General features: G+C 44.0%; 17 protein-coding genes and 1 pseudogene. 7 read left to right on the forward strand and 11 right to left on the reverse strand.

What is annotated here, in order from left to right; genetic code table 11:
• Positions 1-950: hypothetical protein (locus DW938_RS07575; RefSeq protein ID WP_147342367.1), on the reverse strand; the 950-nt coding region annotated here is incomplete at its 3' end.
• A gap of 105 nt (positions 951-1,055) precedes the next feature.
• On the opposite strand from DW938_RS07575, the gene DW938_RS07580 reads away from it, so the two are divergent.
• A complete protein-coding gene (locus tag DW938_RS07580; RefSeq protein WP_117928528.1) occupies positions 1,056-1,436 on the forward strand; it encodes a hypothetical protein in 381 nt (126 codons plus the stop codon).
• A gap of 95 nt (positions 1,437-1,531) precedes the next feature.
• On the opposite strand, the gene DW938_RS07585 is transcribed toward DW938_RS07580, so the two are convergent.
• From DW938_RS07585 to DW938_RS14650, 4 genes are all read right to left on the reverse strand, one after another.
• Entirely contained in the window at positions 1,532-2,623 is a 1,092-nt protein-coding gene (locus DW938_RS07585) for a hypothetical protein (protein ID WP_118124384.1), read from the reverse strand.
• A 90-nt stretch (positions 2,624-2,713) separates the two neighbouring features.
• A complete protein-coding gene (locus DW938_RS07590) occupies positions 2,714-3,124 on the reverse strand; it encodes a hypothetical protein (protein WP_118124385.1) in 411 nt (136 codons plus the stop codon).
• A gap of 337 nt (positions 3,125-3,461) precedes the next feature.
• Complete coding sequence (locus DW938_RS07595; protein WP_207660692.1) at positions 3,462-4,007, reverse strand: DUF4367 domain-containing protein; 546 nt, start codon at positions 4,005-4,007, stop codon at positions 3,462-3,464.
• Positions 4,008-4,499: 492 nt separating this feature from the next.
• Positions 4,500-4,703, reverse strand: coding sequence for a hypothetical protein (locus DW938_RS14650; protein ID WP_147342165.1), 204 nt, complete (start codon positions 4,701-4,703; stop codon positions 4,500-4,502).
• Between the two features lie 2 nt (positions 4,704-4,705).
• Between DW938_RS14650 and DW938_RS07600 the strand changes: the two are divergent.
• From DW938_RS07600 to DW938_RS07610, 3 genes and pseudogenes are all read left to right on the forward strand, one after another.
• A pseudogene (locus DW938_RS07600) lies at positions 4,706-4,837 on the forward strand (resolvase); the annotation flags it as partial.
• A 55-nt stretch (positions 4,838-4,892) separates the two neighbouring features.
• Positions 4,893-5,195, forward strand: coding sequence for a hypothetical protein (locus tag DW938_RS07605; RefSeq protein ID WP_147338325.1), 303 nt, complete (start codon positions 4,893-4,895; stop codon positions 5,193-5,195).
• A gap of 110 nt (positions 5,196-5,305) precedes the next feature.
• Positions 5,306-5,710, forward strand: a complete 405-nt coding sequence (locus DW938_RS07610; RefSeq protein ID WP_207660693.1) for a hypothetical protein — start codon at positions 5,306-5,308, stop codon at positions 5,708-5,710.
• A 241-nt stretch (positions 5,711-5,951) separates the two neighbouring features.
• Here DW938_RS07610 and DW938_RS07615 read toward each other — a convergent pair whose 3' ends face one another.
• Positions 5,952-6,407 carry a GGDEF domain-containing protein gene (locus tag DW938_RS07615; protein WP_278278284.1) on the reverse strand — a complete coding sequence of 152 codons (456 nt, stop codon included), beginning with the start codon at positions 6,405-6,407 and terminating at the stop codon, positions 5,952-5,954.
• Between the two features lie 42 nt (positions 6,408-6,449).
• A complete protein-coding gene (locus DW938_RS07620) occupies positions 6,450-7,340 on the reverse strand; it encodes an AraC family transcriptional regulator (protein ID WP_118124388.1) in 891 nt (296 codons plus the stop codon).
• Between the two features lie 135 nt (positions 7,341-7,475).
• Between DW938_RS07620 and DW938_RS07625 the strand changes: the two genes are divergently transcribed.
• Together DW938_RS07625 and DW938_RS07630 are read left to right on the forward strand one after the other, a co-directional pair.
• A complete protein-coding gene (locus tag DW938_RS07625) occupies positions 7,476-9,020 on the forward strand; it encodes an alpha-amylase family glycosyl hydrolase (protein WP_118124389.1) in 1,545 nt (514 codons plus the stop codon).
• 16 nt (positions 9,021-9,036) lie between these two features.
• Entirely contained in the window at positions 9,037-10,815 is a 1,779-nt protein-coding gene (locus DW938_RS07630; RefSeq protein ID WP_118124390.1) for a glycoside hydrolase family 44 protein, read from the forward strand.
• Between the two features lie 1,079 nt (positions 10,816-11,894).
• On the opposite strand, the gene nrdR is transcribed toward DW938_RS07630, so the two are convergent.
• Positions 11,895-12,347, reverse strand: a complete 453-nt coding sequence (gene nrdR, locus DW938_RS07635; protein WP_022288601.1) for a transcriptional regulator NrdR — start codon at positions 12,345-12,347, stop codon at positions 11,895-11,897.
• 408 nt (positions 12,348-12,755) lie between these two features.
• Positions 12,756-13,931, reverse strand: coding sequence for a glycosidase (locus DW938_RS07640; protein WP_117877916.1), 1,176 nt, complete (start codon positions 13,929-13,931; stop codon positions 12,756-12,758).
• A 424-nt stretch (positions 13,932-14,355) separates the two neighbouring features.
• Here DW938_RS07640 and DW938_RS07645 point away from each other — a divergent pair, with 424 nt between their 5' ends.
• A complete protein-coding gene (locus DW938_RS07645; RefSeq protein ID WP_181982683.1) occupies positions 14,356-15,774 on the forward strand; it encodes an extracellular solute-binding protein in 1,419 nt (472 codons plus the stop codon).
• 62 nt (positions 15,775-15,836) lie between these two features.
• Here the strand turns inward: DW938_RS07645 and DW938_RS07650 are convergent, their stop codons facing one another.
• Positions 15,837-16,853 carry a CPBP family intramembrane glutamic endopeptidase gene (locus DW938_RS07650; protein WP_118124392.1) on the reverse strand — a complete coding sequence of 339 codons (1,017 nt, stop codon included), beginning with the start codon at positions 16,851-16,853 and terminating at the stop codon, positions 15,837-15,839.
• Positions 16,854-17,108: 255 nt separating this feature from the next.
• Positions 17,109-17,684, reverse strand: a complete 576-nt coding sequence (locus tag DW938_RS07655; protein ID WP_242992445.1) for a phosphate propanoyltransferase — start codon at positions 17,682-17,684, stop codon at positions 17,109-17,111.
• Positions 17,685-17,687 lie beyond the last annotated feature (3 nt).

Consider the following 17,687-nt stretch of genomic DNA (forward strand, 5'->3'; position numbering starts at 1 on the left):
TCATACTCCGCAGGGTCTGTGCAGATAACGGCGTAATCAAAACTCTCCGACTTTCCGCTCCCGAAAAGATCTGTGGAGCTGTCGAGTATCACCATGACTTCAAGCCCCTCGTTAAGCTCACCGTCGCAATAATATGTAGGCACTGTGCATACTGTCTTTTTGTCTGTGAGCTTAATTTCGGCCATGTTGTCGCCTATGGTCTGTACTGTGCCGAAAAAGCTGGGGAGGTCACTGGTCGTGAGCGGCTCATACGTCTTTGAGCCGTCATCATTTACCGCAACAAGTAAGTTGATATCCTCAATAATAAACTTGCCGTCGGTAAAAAGATAGCCGCCGAACATAACATCATCAGCACTTTCGGGATATTTTCCTTTCTGCCACTCCTCAAGATCGTTGAAGTCAGCCGTGATAGTCTTATTCGCATTGCTGAGCTCATAGACAGAGCCGCTCTTGTGGCAAAGCTTGTAGTCATACTCCTCCGCAGGCACGTCCGCCTTGATATCCTCATACATTCCCGAAGCGTATTTTTCGCCGTTAGGACTTACAACATCACAGCTGTATATTTTGGTTATGCCCTCGCTTGCTACTATCTCCGCCGAAATGTCCTCACAAATGTTATTGTTTATTATGGCTTGCGACAAGCTTTTTCCATTCACATATTTTTCATCGTGCTCAAAAAGCTCGCTGTCCATTGCAAGCGTGTATTCCTTGCCGTCATAAACAAAGGTGAGCTGTCCGTTATCATAACCCACAGCCTCAGCCTGCAATGTCACTCTGCTCTCCAAAAGGCTGCCAGCCCTGCTTTCCTCAGCCGATACCACCACCGCAGATGAATTATTCCCGCTGTTATTATTACTATTTCCACAAGCCGTCAGACAGATGATTCCGCCTATCACAGCAATACCAAAAAGCCGCTTTGTGATTTTGTCTGTATTTTTGTTTATTTTCATACAACTGTCCTTTCGGTTTTTGTTGATTTATTTATGTAGATATGGTATAATGGGAAAAATATGTTGAGCTTTCTGCTCGACAGATCGGAATTTAGAGGTGTTAAAATGTTTGCGATTAGTTTTGGAAACTTATGTTTTAATAGAAGCGCCGATAGAGAACAAGGCATTGAATTTGTGATCGCACCAAAACAAAACTACCAGTCTTTAGATCATTTTGTTGATGCAGTATTTGAATTTATGAACACAGATCCTGAATTTGCAGATAACTATGATGAAATCTATAAAAAACGTATTTATGAGCCAGTTCCAGACATAGAATTGAATTTTTTGAGATCTCGCTTTTCTGATATGAATAATTCAGTAAACATAATTTTAGAGCCGTTTATAAGAGCGGAATATCTTGTTAAACCGAGATGGAATGATATAACTGTTATAATAGAAACTAAGAGTAATTATATATTTTATAATTGGGGTACAACAGCCTAAATTCCCGTTTATCTACACTTATTTTTCACAGCACTCAAACGAATGCTGTGATTTTTTATGCCCGATTTTCCTCCCAAAAGCTCCGCACTATGAAACTACGAAACATCAACAAAGACCTCGCCGTCCAGCGCATTGACTTTGATATATTCCTTTGCGCCTTCGCTTGCGCCATCGCCGCCATTTATCTCGAAACACCACATAGGCTCAAAGGTTTTTGGTGTCTTGTTGTATTCCTCCGCCAACTGTTCAGCCTTAGCAACATTGTCCTCTTCGGTCATATCCAATGCTGGCTGATTTGCAAGACAGCAGTACATAAGCTCAACATTTGAAAACTCATAATAAGACCCTTTTGCAAGCTCCGTCTCAAGAATTTTCACCGCCTCGTCAAATGGTATCATCTTAGTTTTCTCCGTCTTATCAAGTATGTTAAGTGGCGCATTTGCGTTGATAAAATCAAATTTGCCGTCCGCCCCAATAGAGCCTGTCACCTGCAAAAACGTCCAGTAACTCATATTATTCTCGTTGTCTGCCCGACTGTATGCAGAGGGCGAATACTGAAAAGGCACATTTTCATAGTCAAGACTTGCCGCAAAATCAATTCTGCCCACAGTGTCATTCACCGAAAACTCTTTGGTATTGATCGTAAAATCCTTATAAAAATCAGCAAGATAATTGTTTAATCCACTGTCGATATCAGTCACATCAATGGCTTTGCCACCCAAAGTAATGCCGCCCTCGTCAAGCCCCACAACATAAGTCTGTCCGCTACTGTTTTCTTGAAACTCATAGTCAGCGGAATAAAGTGCAATATCCATACCCCAGTATGCAGAGGTGTTCATTCCAGCCTGATAAACTATTCCGCCATTGTCAGTTGAAAGTGCACTTTCGTCGAAATCGTCACCATAAAAAGTCTTGAATAACTTTTCAGCATTGGTCATATCATCATTTTTCAAAGTATTGCAGGACAAAGAATATACCTTATTAAAGTCCACTTTGCTTATCTTTTCTGGCAGCTTAAAACTGCCGTGATCGCTGCCAAGCAACTTATCACAGCCGTCATAAGCCTGTTCCACAGGCTCAAGCCTTGCATCATCTGTACTGTGGTTATTGGATTTGTTGTCCTGAGATGAACAACCAAAAAGGAAAAGAAAAAGCAGAGATATAACAACGCCATAATTTTTTTTCATTATTTCACGACCTTTACTAATATTATGAGCGACTATCGGCTGATAAATTTCAGACAATATGTCGCTCATATGTTATTTTAAGTGCATATATTAATAACCAGAAGTACTTCCAGAATCAGATGTTGCTTTTGAAGCATTTTTAGTTATAGAAACAACGTTTTTAGCATTCATGCCAACTATTATCTGATACCACGAGCCTGTAGTCTTCTGTGTACCCGTAGATGTTGTGATCAAATTCCAAGTGTTGTTTTTCCAAACATAACCCTTGGTCGTAACTGTAGTATTTTTACTTGCAGTCAATTTGGTATATGTAGTGTATTTACCAGATTGTGTTGTTTTAAAATTAAGTGTTTTTGAAGTCACGTTATCGCTTGAAGGTGCTCCCGGCGTGTTGCGAAGACTAAATGCTTTACTATCTGCCGCACTAGCCCCAATAGCCATAGAGCTCATCATCATAACAGCAGCACCCATAGCTGCGATTCTCTTAACGATCTTTTTCATATTAAACGTCCTTTCTCAATGTAAGTGTAATTTTCTTTAAGTTTTGTTGCAGAGTAATTTAACTTCATCATATCACACAATTATTGCAACGGAGAATTGTGCATAATAAATATTCATATCTTCATTGGAATCAGCAGCTTTCAATTATATAAACTGAAAAAACGATAAAAATGGCTGGTTGCAAAATAAAAGTTTGTATGTTTCCATAATTGCACGTACTTGTTTTTATTGTTATTGCATAAAAAATGTGCACTCCTATCCTCAAGATTTTACCTCCTCATATAGTAAAATACAAGCTTGAGTGAATATGTACACACTTTTTCAGAAAAATATTTTATTATGTAGAGTTTACCGAATCAGCCATCTTAATTATGTCACTTTTGCACAAATCTCCGGTTATTGTATAAGAATATCTGCCATCAGTCCATACAATAGTTGATGTATAGGCATCGTAAGACAGCAGAGCGTCATTGTCATTTATCGATACCTTTTCAGTTGTCCTGTTTTGCGTATCTATCTGATTATTCGTTAATATACTGCTTTGAGTGTACTCGATAAATTCATTATTAGAAGAATAATCAATGATAAGCATAGTTTCTTCTTGAGTTCGGCCCTGTTCAGCAAATCCATTCGGGATATATGTTGGCTCACAATACACAAACGCATCTGTAAGATCATCGGCAGGAATATCCACATGTACATTCCAGACATCAGTATTATTATCATTGCTGCTTGTAAACAAACCAACAAACCATTCTCTTAACGGCGGAACAGCAGCTACTGTTATCGATCCGATCATAAGCACTGCGGCAATTATGAATATCATCTTTTGCAAGGTCGTCTTTATCAATGAATGGGGTGTTTTATCTTGATCTTTGGTCAATCTGCGGATCCTTCTTCTGTATGCTGATGAAAAATCACATTTTTCATCAGATATCAGCTGCATTTCTTTTGCACATGGCAGCACAACTGCTTGTTCGATCGCTTTGCAGAAATTTTCATTTTCGTTCATATTTATTTACTATATTTTCAAAATCGCTTTTATCTTCCTCATCATCGATCAATGCCATATATATCGGCAGCATACAGTCACTCCCTTCCTATCTCCATTTCAGAATATTATCCGTTTCCAAATTAAGTATATCATGTTTTCATACACCGTGCAACAAGGTTCTCTAACATTTTACTTCTGTCGGATGCCGACTTAAACCTGCATAACAAAAGCGGCCAAGATCGCCACTCTGAAAAAGCTGTAAAAAGTCAGCAAGCTGCGGTAAAATAGAAATAACACAGGAGGTTGATTTTTTAGATGTATGATATTAAGACAGCAAAGGCATTTGAACCAAAGGTAGTAAAAAAGCGTCAAAAAGACATTTCAGGTACAGATCACGCTTGTTCTCGTTTTTGATCTTTTCAGTTTTCCTTTTTCTGTTTTTCTCAATTCGGGATCGTAGTGGCAGCGCCCTCTGCCAAGCCTTGTATCATGTGAAAGTCGCTGTGCGACTTCTTCTGGTTCCCTCTCATCGTCGCTCCTGCGATTCCCCATATTCACTATACCAAAGATTTCAAAATCCGTCAATGGCTATCCTCAAGATGTATGCAGCGGATAATGGTTTTAGTAATACCGTTTACTATGTCGATGACGTGGTTTTGGGAACAACTTTCGAGCGTGACGGATTCAAAGCAATGATGACGGACATCGAGGAGGGTAAGAGCTGAGATCTAGGATGAGCTGATCCGTGGACTTATGAATGTTGTCGGCGGAAATTTGAACAGACCTTTGTCAATGGCAGATATGGATAAAGCTCTTGAAGATATAGAGCTTTTACTCAAGGAGCATTGGAGCGTCTTTCATGCTTTTATGATAACTCAGCCGGATCTATGCTTTATTGAAAAATGGAAAAGCTGTACCAAGCTCAAATTCAAACTGCGTTATCCCGAAAAGGTCACAATAAAAAACTATGTCCTTATCGCTGAAATGGTGGCTTCAGCTGTAAACGGTGCATACACCTTTCTGGCTGTCCTCACCGGACAAGGTCAGCACCAAAGACCTGAAAGAGATCATCTTTGAGGTCATGGATAATATTGTTGAGATACTCTAAAGTCCGAACACTTTTTGCATTTCTGTAGTGGTAAATTTATCGCTTTTGTGCTATGATGATAGTAAGCCGAATGAACGTAATGCTTACGATCAGTTGCGGTGCAAAGGCGATTTTAGTTTTAACAAGGAGGATATTTTATGGAAAACATCATTATCGTAAATTTTGCGTTGAAAGCGAGGGCTTTCAAGCGCTTTCAGAGCTTAAAGCAAGGTCAGTGACAAATGATTATGTCGTATCTCAGGCTATCATCGCAAAGAATACCGAGGGCTCGATCAAGACACTTGACGGCTTCGACACGGGTGCGCAAACATCGAATGATACCGCTGTCGGTGGTCTTATCGGTTTCCTCCTCAGTATCGCAGGCGGACCGCTTGGAATGATGATCATGGGCGGCTATGGTGCCTTGATCGGCAGTGCTGTGGACTGGAGCGATGCGGCTGAGGTAGCAGCAGAGGTCGATGAAGCTGCAAGAGCGCAGGAGTAAGATCGCATCACAGTTTGCCGAGATAAGCAGCAAATTCAAGAAATAATATCACGGAGGGGTCGGCGATCCAACTTTTGAGGGCTGAATTTTCTATTTGGAAAAGCTGTAATAATAAGACACGGATAGCCGTCTGAAGCAGGACGGTTATCCGTGTCTGAGTGTATTCGGCAGCTAAGGTAGGTATTATAAGTACGCAAATGATATCAGATTTTTTACCCCTAAGCAGTGATATGACTGTATGTCATATCCTGTTTTTCTTTCTCATCAGCTTATTTTCATACATTCGCTCATCAGCGGTCTTGAGCAGCTCGCTTACAACATTTTCACTGTAAGGAGCACTTGCCCACCCTATGCTCGCTGTTATCTCGTAGGGCTTGTCGGAACTTCGGCCCACAGCTTCGAGTGTTCTTAAAAAGCGTTCTGTCCGTCTTTGCGGTTCATCATCAGCGTATTTTCCTATCCCTATAAGACAAAACTCATCACCGCCTGTGCGTACACATATCTCTTCATTACTGGCAATGCTCTGAACAACATTCGAGACGGTTCTGATCCCATAGTCTCCTTCAGCATGGCCAAAGGTGTCATTTATCGCCTTCAAGCCGCCCATATCTGTTCTAAGTACCATTGCAGTATCGTCAGGGGCGGCATTCTGAGCCTTTTCGTGCAGCCAGCTTTTCATGCCGCAGCGGTCTGACAAACCTACAGTGAAAACACGGCTGTACAGCTTAATGATAACCTTTCAATCATTCTGTACTGTCTGATCTGAGTCTGTGCAGCGTGAGCGGTACTCCTTGGGAGAGCAGCCGCCGGCGGATCTGAACTGCCTGTTGAAGTTCGAGAGGTTATGATATCCGCATTCAAAAGCTATATCTGCAACGCTTTTGTCGGTGTCTCTCAAAAGCTCTCTTGCAAGCTTCAGGCGCAGCTGGGCTATATATTCCATTGCTCCGACGCCGGTTTCCCTCTTGAATGCACCCATGAAATAGCTTTTGCTCAGGTGAACAACGCCCGCAAGCTGGTCTATGGTGAGGGGTTCAGTAAAATGCTCATTGATGTACTCTATCGCGGGGCGCATCAGTGAGCTTTTTTTTACAAAACCGTTCCTTGAAATGCTGCCGCTCTCATAGAGCAGGAACATGAACCGCAGCAGCTCGCTTTTTATCAGCATATCAAGAAGGGGCGTGTCACCCTTGGCAGCGCTTATCATATTTTCCGCCGTGGTTAGAAGCTCGCTGTAATAGCAATGCTCGGGGGTAATGTGAGTTTCTATACTGTACGCTCCTGAAATGAGAGGTGCGATAAACGCGTCTGCGGCACGGTCATTGTCACGGCTGCCCAGCATGGAGCCGTCAAGATCAAGGGTATCGTAGACACATCTCTTGTCATCATGCTGATAAACAGCATGGAGCATGTCAGGCGGCGTCAGCACAATATCGCCCTTGTAAGCTGTAAAGTGTTTATCGCCCGTTACAAAATCACCCTTACCCTCCAGAATGACATTAAGCTCAAATTCCTTATGCCAGTGCAGCGGAACATTGGGAAAGTATTCGGAAATATTCGAGATATAGTAAGAAAACGGCTTGTCGGCTGTGCTGTGCCGGCGGTGTTCCTTTAATGCGGCTTTTTCCATATTATCACCATAAAAGTATTATAGTATCGGTTTATGATATTATCGGCGTAGATTTTTTCTCCAATATGTAGTATTATATCATACAGAAGCAAGCAAATCAACCCCTTGACGAATATTTATACGGAGGTAATTATTATGGCAAAAAGACCTGACTGGCTCGATGACGCAGTATTTTATGAGATCTATCCCCAGTCCTTCAAGGACACGGACGGTGACGGCATCGGAAATATAAACGGCATCACCGAAAAGCTGCCCTATATCAAGGAGCTGGGCTGTACGGCGATATGGATAAACCCCTGCTTTGAATCGCCCTTTTTGGATGCAGGCTACGATGTTTCGGACTATTGCAGGGTAGCCCCCAGATACGGCACAAATGACGACCTCGTCCGTCTGTTCGAGGAGGCTCACAAGCTGGGTATGCACGTTCTGCTTGACCTCGTGCCGGGGCACACCTCATGGGAGCACCCCTGGTTCAAAGAAAGCATGAAGGCCGACCGCAACGAGTTCACCGACCGCTATGTCTGGACGGACAGCGTTTGGGAGGAGCCTGCGGGCTACCCGTCAATAAGGGGCATATCCGAACGTGACGGCAGCTGTGCGGTCAATTTCTTCACCCACCAGCCTGCTCTTAATTACGGCTTCTACAAGCCGAACGCTCCTTGGCAGCAGTCTATGGATTCCGAGGGCGCTGTAGCTACCCGGGAGGCGCTCAAGGACGTCATGCGCTTCTGGCTTTCACGGGGCTGTGACGGCTTTCGTGTGGACATGGCAGGTTCACTTGTCAAAAACGATGAGGATCAGAAGGGCAACATCGCCCTCTGGCAGAACATAAGGGCATTTCTTGACGAGGAATACCCCGAGGCCGCAATGGTCTCCGAGTGGGGAGAGCCTTACCAGAGTCTTGCAGGTGGCTTTCATATGGACTTCCTGCTGCACTTCGGGTCTTCCCACTACAACGACCTGTTCAGAAATGAAAAGCCCTTCTTCAGCGGAGAGGGTGACGCATCGGCGTTTGTGTCCAAATATATGGACAGCTATGAGCGTTCGGAGCGTAAGGGACTGATTTGCATACCCTCGGGCAATCACGATATGGACAGACTCGCCCGTCACATCAAAGGAGAGCGCAGAAAGCTTGCCTTTGCCTTCCTGCTGTCGATGCCGGGAGCACCCTACATCTACTACGGCGATGAGATCGGCATGAATTACGTTGAGGGGCTGAACTCTGTTGAGGGCGGTTACGGCAGGACCGGCTCGCGCTCACCTATGCAGTGGGACAGCTCGGAGAATGCAGGATTTTCTTCCGCTCCGGCAGAGAAGCTCTATATCCCCCTTGACCCCGACCCCGACAGACCGACTGCGGAGAAGCAGATTGCCGTCAATAATTCGCTGCGCAGCGAGGTCAAAAAGCTAATTGCAGTAAGACAGGCGCACAAAGCTCTGCAAAGCCTTGGAGATATCGAGTTTGTCTGCGACGGCGCAAAGGGCAGACCTCTTGCATATGTCAGAAGCTTTGACGGCGAGAGAATACTCGTTGCAGTAAACCCTACCGATTCCGCCTATGAGCTGACGGTCGGCGGCTCACTTGGAGAGGTTATATACAGCTTCGGGAGCGGTGCAGAGATAAGCGGCAACAGCTGCGTTATCGAAGCAGGCTCGGCAGCGTTTGTGAAGCTTGATTAAAAAGGACAGTGATACTATGCGAATAAGAAATCTTGCGGCTTTTATGGCAGCAATGTCCATAATGCTCAGCTGCACGCTTTCGGTGAGCGGCACTTCATCGGGCAGAACAGTGAACATAACCGTTGATACGGGCAAGGACAGAAAAGCGATCTCTCCCTATATTTACGGCGTTAATGCGGAGCTTATGGAAAATGACGTTTCCTATAAGGCGGTGCGTGCGGGCGGCAACCGCTACAGCGCTTACAACTGGGAAACGAACGCTTCAAATGCAGGAGCTGACTGGAAAAACATCTCCGACGGATATTTTCAGCAGAATGTTCCGGAGGATATGAAGGACAAGCCGGGCTGTGCCGCTCTGAAGCTGAATGAGGTCTGCACCGCAAAGGGCGCATACCCTCTTATGACGCTGCAGCTTGCGGGCTACGTTTCTGCCGACATGAACGGCGAGGTCAGCAAGGCTGAGAGAGCGCCCTCTGACCGCTGGAAAAAGGTTGAACTTGTAAAGGGCGATGAATTCAGCCTGACGCCCGATCTGAATGACGGCACTGTTTATATGGACGAGTTTGTAAACTACCTTGTGAACACCCTTGGCGACTCACAGAACGGCGGCATCAGGGGCTATTCTCTCGACAATGAGCCGGGGCTGTGGAGCAGCACTCACTCACTCGTTCATCCCGAAAAAACCACCTGCGCTGAGATCGTTGAAAAGTCGGTAACTATGTCTAAGGCAGTAAAGGATATTGACCCGAATGCCGAGATATTCGGTCCTGCGCTTTTCGGCTACGGGGCGTTTACGAATTTCGCTGATGCGCCTGACTGGAAAGAGATAAAAAACGACAACCCCGAGTACAAATGGTTTATAGATTACTATCTTGACGAAATGAAGAAGGCAGAGGACGAGAACGGCAGGCGACTGCTCGATGTGCTCGATGTGCATTTTTACACCGAGGCAAAGGGCGCCTGCGGAAAGCGCTATTGCGAGCATTATGGCGATCCCGACTGTGTTTACAATAAGCTGAACTCGACCCGAAGCTTCTGGGACGATACCTACACCGAGGACAGCTGGATAACCGACGCAGGCGCAGAGTTCCTGCCGATACTTCCGGCACTTAAGGAGTCAATAGATACCTATTACCCCGGCACAAAGCTTGCCATCACTGAATATGATTTTCAGGGAGCTTACGATGTCTGCGGTGCTATAATGGAGGCGGACACCCTCGGCATTTTTGCACAGAACGGGGTCTATGCTGCCAACCTGTTTACAATGGACGCACAGTATCAGCTTGCCGCGATCAATCTGTACACCAACTATGACGGCAGCGGAAGCGGCTTTGGCGATACGCTTGTGTCCTGTACCACGGACGATATCGAGACCTCGACCGCCTATGCTGCAATTAACGGAGATAACGAGGACGTCATCACCCTCGTAGTGACAAACAAGGCGTTTGACGACAAAACGACCGCAAATATCGAGCTTGGAAACGAGTACAAGTACGCTCACCTTTACGGGATAAACAGTATGTCAGCACAGTTATTTGATATGACCGATTCAAACCCGGCTGTGACACTGAACGGCAGCAGCCTGACTCTTGAAATGGAGCCAAGGACGGTATCGCTTCTGGTAATTGCCAAGGATAAGGAAGCTCTTGATACAAGAGAAGCTGTTTCCTCCGCTGCCGAAAAGGGAGAGGGAAAAAGCAGTCTCCCGCTTATCTTGGGGATAGTCGGAGGGGCAGCGGCTCTTGTGGCAGCTATAGTGTTTGCTGTATTCAGGATAAAGAAAAATCAACACTGATCGCAGGTTCTCGGAAACGCCCTGAAAGCGTTTTCGAGGGCTCTTTTGGGCGCTTTAGCGTAATTAAACGTCCGGTTCTACCGGGGACATAAAAAAGCTTTAGCGAACGCTTTAAAATAACCTCCGAATATGATAAAATAGTAGTAATTTGGCGACTGCATTACTAAATTAAAATACACCGAGGTTATAAACAAATGAAATTAAGCACCTAACATATAAGGGCTGCCAGTGAATGTAATGCGGTGCTGAACCCTCGGAGTCTCTTGAGGGGCAAAGCCAGTAACAGTTCCTTTTTGGAGCAGAGCAACCCACCACTTTTGTGGTGGTAATGATTATAAAAAGTCACTTTAACTATGCGTGCTAATATCCTCTTTCTAAAATCATCTCCGTCATTTCCTTCTCGGCAACAGACTGCTGTATGAAAAATACAATAAGAAGAATAAGGACTCAGTAACCAAACGGTTACGGAGTCCTTTCTGCTTTCATAAGACAGATAATGTCTGTTAGAACTCTATTTTAAATATGAAATTTCCAGAGCTGAAAGCAAAGATAATTCTGATTTTGGAATATACGTCACAGCGATATTTTTTCAGTTATACTTAAAAATGAGAGCAGTCAGCACATCTGTCATCAGGTTCGGCTGTTTGGTGTCGATCACAGGCGTAAGATCATCACTATGCTGCCCATTGTCATTTTAACGGACAGGGCAATATATCGCCTATGCCTGATCATGCAGCTTGCAGATTCTTTTTGAATCTTTTGTAAACGAGTGCAAATTTCACCCGAGTTCTGTCCTATATATGTGAAACGTGTATTCAGTTAGAGCAGGCTGGCTCTTTTGACCAAATTTCATTTTTTTACTTGCTGTTTTATATTGCTCGGAACAGATTCAACCAGATCTTTTACAATATGAATCTCTCCACGGAGTGTAGATCGCTTTGTTTTGACACTTTTTACGAAAAATGATTACATTTATTGTTGGTTTATTGATTGCATAAAAGCAAAACCCCTGATTCGAGATGAATCTAGGGGTTTTGCGACAGGCTGAGCGTCCCGAAAAATATCGGAACGCTCTTTTTTTATTTCTTTTTGTCAGAAAGCTCAGTGATTATCTGAATGAACGAATCAACGTCAGAGAAGTCTTTGTAAACGGAAGCAAAACGCACATATGCAACGTGGTCAAGCTTTTTCAGACCCATAAGCACCATATCGCCTATCTCACTTGTAGTAGTTTCAGTCTGCATTTTGTTTGCAAAGGTGTTCTCTATATCGTCAACAAGGTTTTTCATATCATCAACACTGACAGGACGCTTTTTGATAGCGTTCTGAATGCCTTTTATAAGCTTCTGTCTGTCAAAAGGCTCAAATGAGCCGTCACGCTTGTATACCATAAGCTGTGGCTTTTCGACCACCTCGTAAGTAGTGAAACGCTTTCCACATTTCGGACACTCACGGCGGCGACGCTTTTTTCCCTCGCTTGGACGTGAATCTATTACTCTTGTATCTTCATAGTTGCAAAAAGGACATCTCATTATAAACACTCCTTAGTTAAGAGAAAATTTTGTGCGTGATATTGCATATATTGTGCTTTTATTAATTAATTATACCATAGATTGTGGACGATTGCAAGAGGGTATATAAAAAAAGTTGCGGTAAAGGGATTCAGCAGTTTTGCGGCAGACAAACCATAGCATAATTGTAGGGGACGGCGCCTTCGACGTCCCGTTTCTGGTAGCGTCAAAGTTTTGGCTTTGTCACAGATTTGTGTAGACATGCCATGCGGATAACGTATAGTTCGTCGGGCAAACAACCAGGGGACGTCGAGGACGACGTCCCCTACATGGGTAGTGCAATATTTATGCACGGATATGGCAGACTTAAAGGAAGTTTTAGTGTACAAAAAAACAGACAGCAGAAGCCGTCTGTTTGTGTTTGATATGTTACTTGTTAAGATATTCGAGATTTTTTTTGATAAGCTCGCATCTCTGCTTGACGCAGTCAACAGAACGCAGTGGGTCTGACGGAGTGTTGAATGTGTAATCCATAAGCTTGTCGATCGTTGTTGCCGCAACGTGAAGTCTTGTGTCTGATGAAGCGTAGTAAATATACACGTCACCGTTTTCACGAACGATCGCGCCGTTTGTGAATGCAACGTTTGATACGTCGCCCACTCTTTCACTGCCGTGTGGTGCAATGAAAAGTCCTGACGGCGAAGCGATTAGCTTGGAAGGGTCTTTAAGGTCAGTTGCAAATACATAAATTACGTATCTAAGACCTGCGGCTGTGTTTCTTACGCCGTGTGCAATGTGTATCCAACCCTTTGGTGTCTTGATAGGCACTGCGCCTGCACCGTTCTTTACCTCTGTGATTGTGTGATACTGCCTTGGTGAGATAACAACTTCATCTGTGCAGATAACAGGGTTTGTGATGTCTTCGCAAAGACCGAAGCATACTCCTCCGCCTGAGCCGGTTTCGATAAAATCGTCCTGTGGACGTGTGTAGAAAGCGTACTTTCCGTCAACGAACTCAGGGTGAAGCACAACGTTTCTCTGCTGTGGTGACTTGGATTTGAGATTAGGAAGTCTTTCCCATGTCTTAAGATCCTTTGTCCTTACGATTCCAGCCTGAGCTGTAGCGGCAGAAAGATCGTTTGAAGTCTTGTCCTTGCTCTCTGAGCAGAATACACCGTATATCCAGCCGTCCTCATGTTGAGTAAGTCTCATATCGTATACGTTTGTTTCCTCCGGTTCAGTGTCAGGAAGCTGAACAGGGAAGTCCCAGAAACGGAAGCCGTCAACAGGGCTGTCGCTTTCTGCTACTGCAAAAAATGACTTTCTGTCATTGCCCTCAACTCTTGCAACAAGGTAATACTTGCCGTTGAGATAAATAGCGCCTGAGTTCAGTACTGCGTTTATGCCCAATCTCTCCATGAAGTATGGATTTGTTTCAGGGTTCATGTCATATTTCCAGATAATAGGTGCGTGTGCGGCTGTCAGAACAGGGTAAACGTATCTGTCATAAATTCCGTTGTAGCTGTCTGACACAATGTTTTTTCTGTTGATGAGAGCCTCATATTTGGCTGTCACCCTTGCTTTGTTTCTTTCAAAATCTGTCATATCAAGCAATTTCCTTTCGGTAAAAAATCTTCTTAAACAAGTATACTATAATGCTCCGACAATTACAAGTACCTCTGAAAACATCAAACGATTACATGAAAAAAGTTTTACGAACTGCATAAATACGGTGCATTTTTTACCGCCTGTGTTAATGTTTTCTACAAAAGGCTTTCAAACTGCACATTAAATATTTGAACTTTATATGCATATTTTATACGATATTGATTGTAATATTGTGTTTTAACAATACACATGGATTTCATTGTGCAAAGTGTACAATGAAATTGCTGATAATTGTGCTATAATGGTGATTGACAATAGCTTTATATGTGTTGTATAATTATAGCAAGATTTAATATATGAACTCATCAACTACACACGGACAGCTTTGATGCTAAAATATTTAATTATGGAGGAATATTTTATGAATTACAAAAAGTACATAGCGGCTGTAATGGCTTTGTCAATGGCAACAGGAGTAGCGGGTTGCGGAAGCTCATCAAACTCTTCAAGCAAGGCGGAGGACGATTTTTCTGCAACAGAGAACGTTGCGGTAGCTGACACGGAATCTATCGAGGCTATCCCTGAGGGTGCTGAAAAAGAGATACTTTATCTCGGTGAGGGCGACCTTAACCCTACTAAGGGCAGTCCTGAGAAGAGCACAGAGCTTCAGCTTTTTGAGAGCAAGGGCGGAAAGATAAGATTCCAGCAGACTTCAAATGAGGACAGGTTTGATAATCTTGCTGCTGCTATCACAGCTAACAAGGATATTCCTGATATATTCAAGTATGAGTGGCTTGCATTCCCTTCACAGGTAGTAAAGGATATGTATCAGCCTATCGACAGCATAGTTGATTTCAGCCAGCCTTTGTGGTCTGCAACAAAGGATACAGCAGATCAGTTCATGCTCAATGGAAAGCACTATGTTGCGCCTCTTGGCTATTCTGCTTCTGCTATGCTCTGCTATGATAAGGATATCATTGACGCAGAGGGTCTTGACGATCCATATGAGCTTTATGTAAACAATGAGTGGACTTGGAAGAATTGGGAGGATATCATGTCCTCATATGTTGGCAACGCACCGGCTGATACTGAGCGTTACGGTGTAAACGGCTTCTTCAGAGCGCACGTTGTTCAGCAGACGGGCAAGCGTCTTGTAAACTATGATCCTGCAACAAACGAGTTTTCAAGCAATCTTAACGACCCTGATATCGAAAAGGCTCAGAACTTCCTTTATAATATGATGAAGGACGGACTTATCCTCAACGGCTGGGTAGGCTCTGCAAGAGATTGCTTCAATCAGAACTGCTTGTTCTATGCAATGGGCGAGTGGGCTTACACAGGCAACCAAACTCCAAAGGAGGGCGAGAACTGGGGCGTTGTTCCTATTCCTCAGTATGACGATAATCAGCAGAAGATAACAACGTCTGATATGACAGCTTTCATGTGGGTAAAAGGTTCAACAAGAAGCGAAGCTGTTAAGTGCTGGTTCGAGTGCGTAAGAGCTTCAAAGACAGATCCTAAGTATGAGCAGACAAACAAGGACAAGTTCATGGAGAACAACCCTAATTGGACAGACGAGATGTATGATGTGAAAATGGACGTTGTTTCTGACGATTACCTTATGCTCTTCGACTATGCTTACGGTATATCTTCCGCTCTCGGCGACAGAAAGCAGTTTGACGGAAACCAGTGCCTGGTTGACGCACTCTACAGTGATGCTTCAAATGTTAATGAAGAGGGTGTACAGTCCACATGGACGCAGGTTCGTGAGAAGTATTCTGCAACTGTAGATTCCGAGATCAAGGAACTAAACCAGAAGATCGCAAGCCTTAAATCATAATAAATAACTCCTGATAAAAATAACGCAGGCTGTAAAAAGTCTGCGTTATTTTTATGCGTATTTTAGAATAGCCCAAGACCTAAAGCTGTGCGGACTGTGATGAAGATAAGACCGGCAAAGGCGAGTATGGTAACAGGTGCGGTGAGATAGATGACTATCTTTTTGCCTTGTGAAACGTCAGGGCAGAAGTTTATGAGCCTGAAACTTTCACGATGATATCTAAGCTCTTTTACAAAAAGTACAAGACCAGCTATCATAAGTCCGAATGAAAGCAGTGCGACAGAAATTATTATCATTGGTGCTGTGCCTGTGATCTGACCTTTTTCAAGGTCTGCGGCAAACTTGTCAAAGTCTATCGAACCAAGTGCGACGCTCTGGACTGCTCCGATAGTGTTCATGGTGAAGTGAAGTATCAAAGACGGGAAGATAGATCCTGTTTTTGCAACCATAAAGCAGGCACACATTCCCATAACAGCCGCATAGAGTATCTGCTGATAGCTTCCATGCCAAAGACCGAATGTCAGCCCCACCATTATAATGCCTGTGAGCTGACCGCATTTTTCAGCATTTCTGAAAAGCGTACCTCTGAACATAAGCTCCTCAAAAAACGGTGCAAGCACTGACATTGCCAGCACACTCGTTACGCCGCCCAGGGCAGTGCCGCTTGAAGTGAAGTCAACGCCTTTAAGGCTCGTTCCCGAAGCTTTCTGCACATATGAGAAAATAAATGTGTTGATATAATTTGAGGCATAGATAAGACCGAATGATATGACGATCCATTTTGCGACCCATTTTGCAGGCATTGAGGGCTTTCTGAAACAGGCTGTTATTTTAAGCCCCTCTTTTTTGCCACTCACAAGTCTGAATACGACAAGAACTATTGGCACAACCACGAGATACTGTATGCAGTAGCTCACAAGCTGAGCGATATCCTCATAGTAGGCTGACTTTCCTGCGATATGGTACACCGACAAGTCGCCAAGTCTTATAAGTGCGATATCAAGCATATAGAAAATTATCACCATAAGTGAGTTTACGTTTGAGGTTTTCCGTATAAGTTTTATTGTATCGTTATTCATTTTATGATCTCCATATTTGCGTTATGTGTTTTACAAGAAAATTATATCACAGGTGGAGTTTTGTGTCAATCGAAACGTTGTTGTCAATGAGGAATTAGGAGTGAGGAGTGAGGAATTATGGTATCGCCTGCGGCGATGATTTTTTTATATGAAAAAAAGACCGCCCTATGATGAGCGGTCTTTTGGTTGAAAGTTTTTAAAAGGTGGACGAACACTGTTCGCCCCTACAAATCAACAGTTGTATGTACTGCGATATTAGAGCTTTACTATCTCGCCGTACTGCTCTCTGCCTGCGCCTACAGCGTTTGACTCGTCTGTATCAATGTGCATAGCAAGAGCGAACTTGTCGCTTACTCTGATAACAGTGTCGCAGAGGATAGCTGTTCTTTCTGCAGACTCTATCTTTACTGCAACGATATCCTTATCCTTTACGCCGAATGTTTCAGCGTCAGCAGGTGTCATATGGATATGTCTTTTAGCAACGATAACGCCTTCAGAACACTCAACTTCGCCACATGGGCCAACAAGCTTGCAAGCGCCTGAGCCTGCTGTGTCGCCTGACTCTCTGATAGGAGCGGTAACGCCGATAGAACGTGCGTCTGTAGCTGAAAGCTCGATCTGGTCTGCTTTTCTTACAGGACCGAGGATAGATACGTTTGCAAGCTCTCTCTTAGGACCTACAACTGTAACTCTCTCCTCGCAAGCAAACTGACCAGGCTGTGAAAGATCTTTCTTCTTTGTAAGTGTTGCACCCTTTCCGAACAGTATCTCAAGAGTTTCCTGAGTAACGTGAACGTGACGTGCAGATGTTTCAACGATAAACTTTGGCATGAT

The sequence above is a fragment of the Ruminococcus sp. AM43-6 genome (genome assembly GCF_003461785.1).
GTDB classification, from domain to species: domain Bacteria; phylum Bacillota; class Clostridia; order Oscillospirales; family Ruminococcaceae; genus Hominimerdicola; species Hominimerdicola aceti.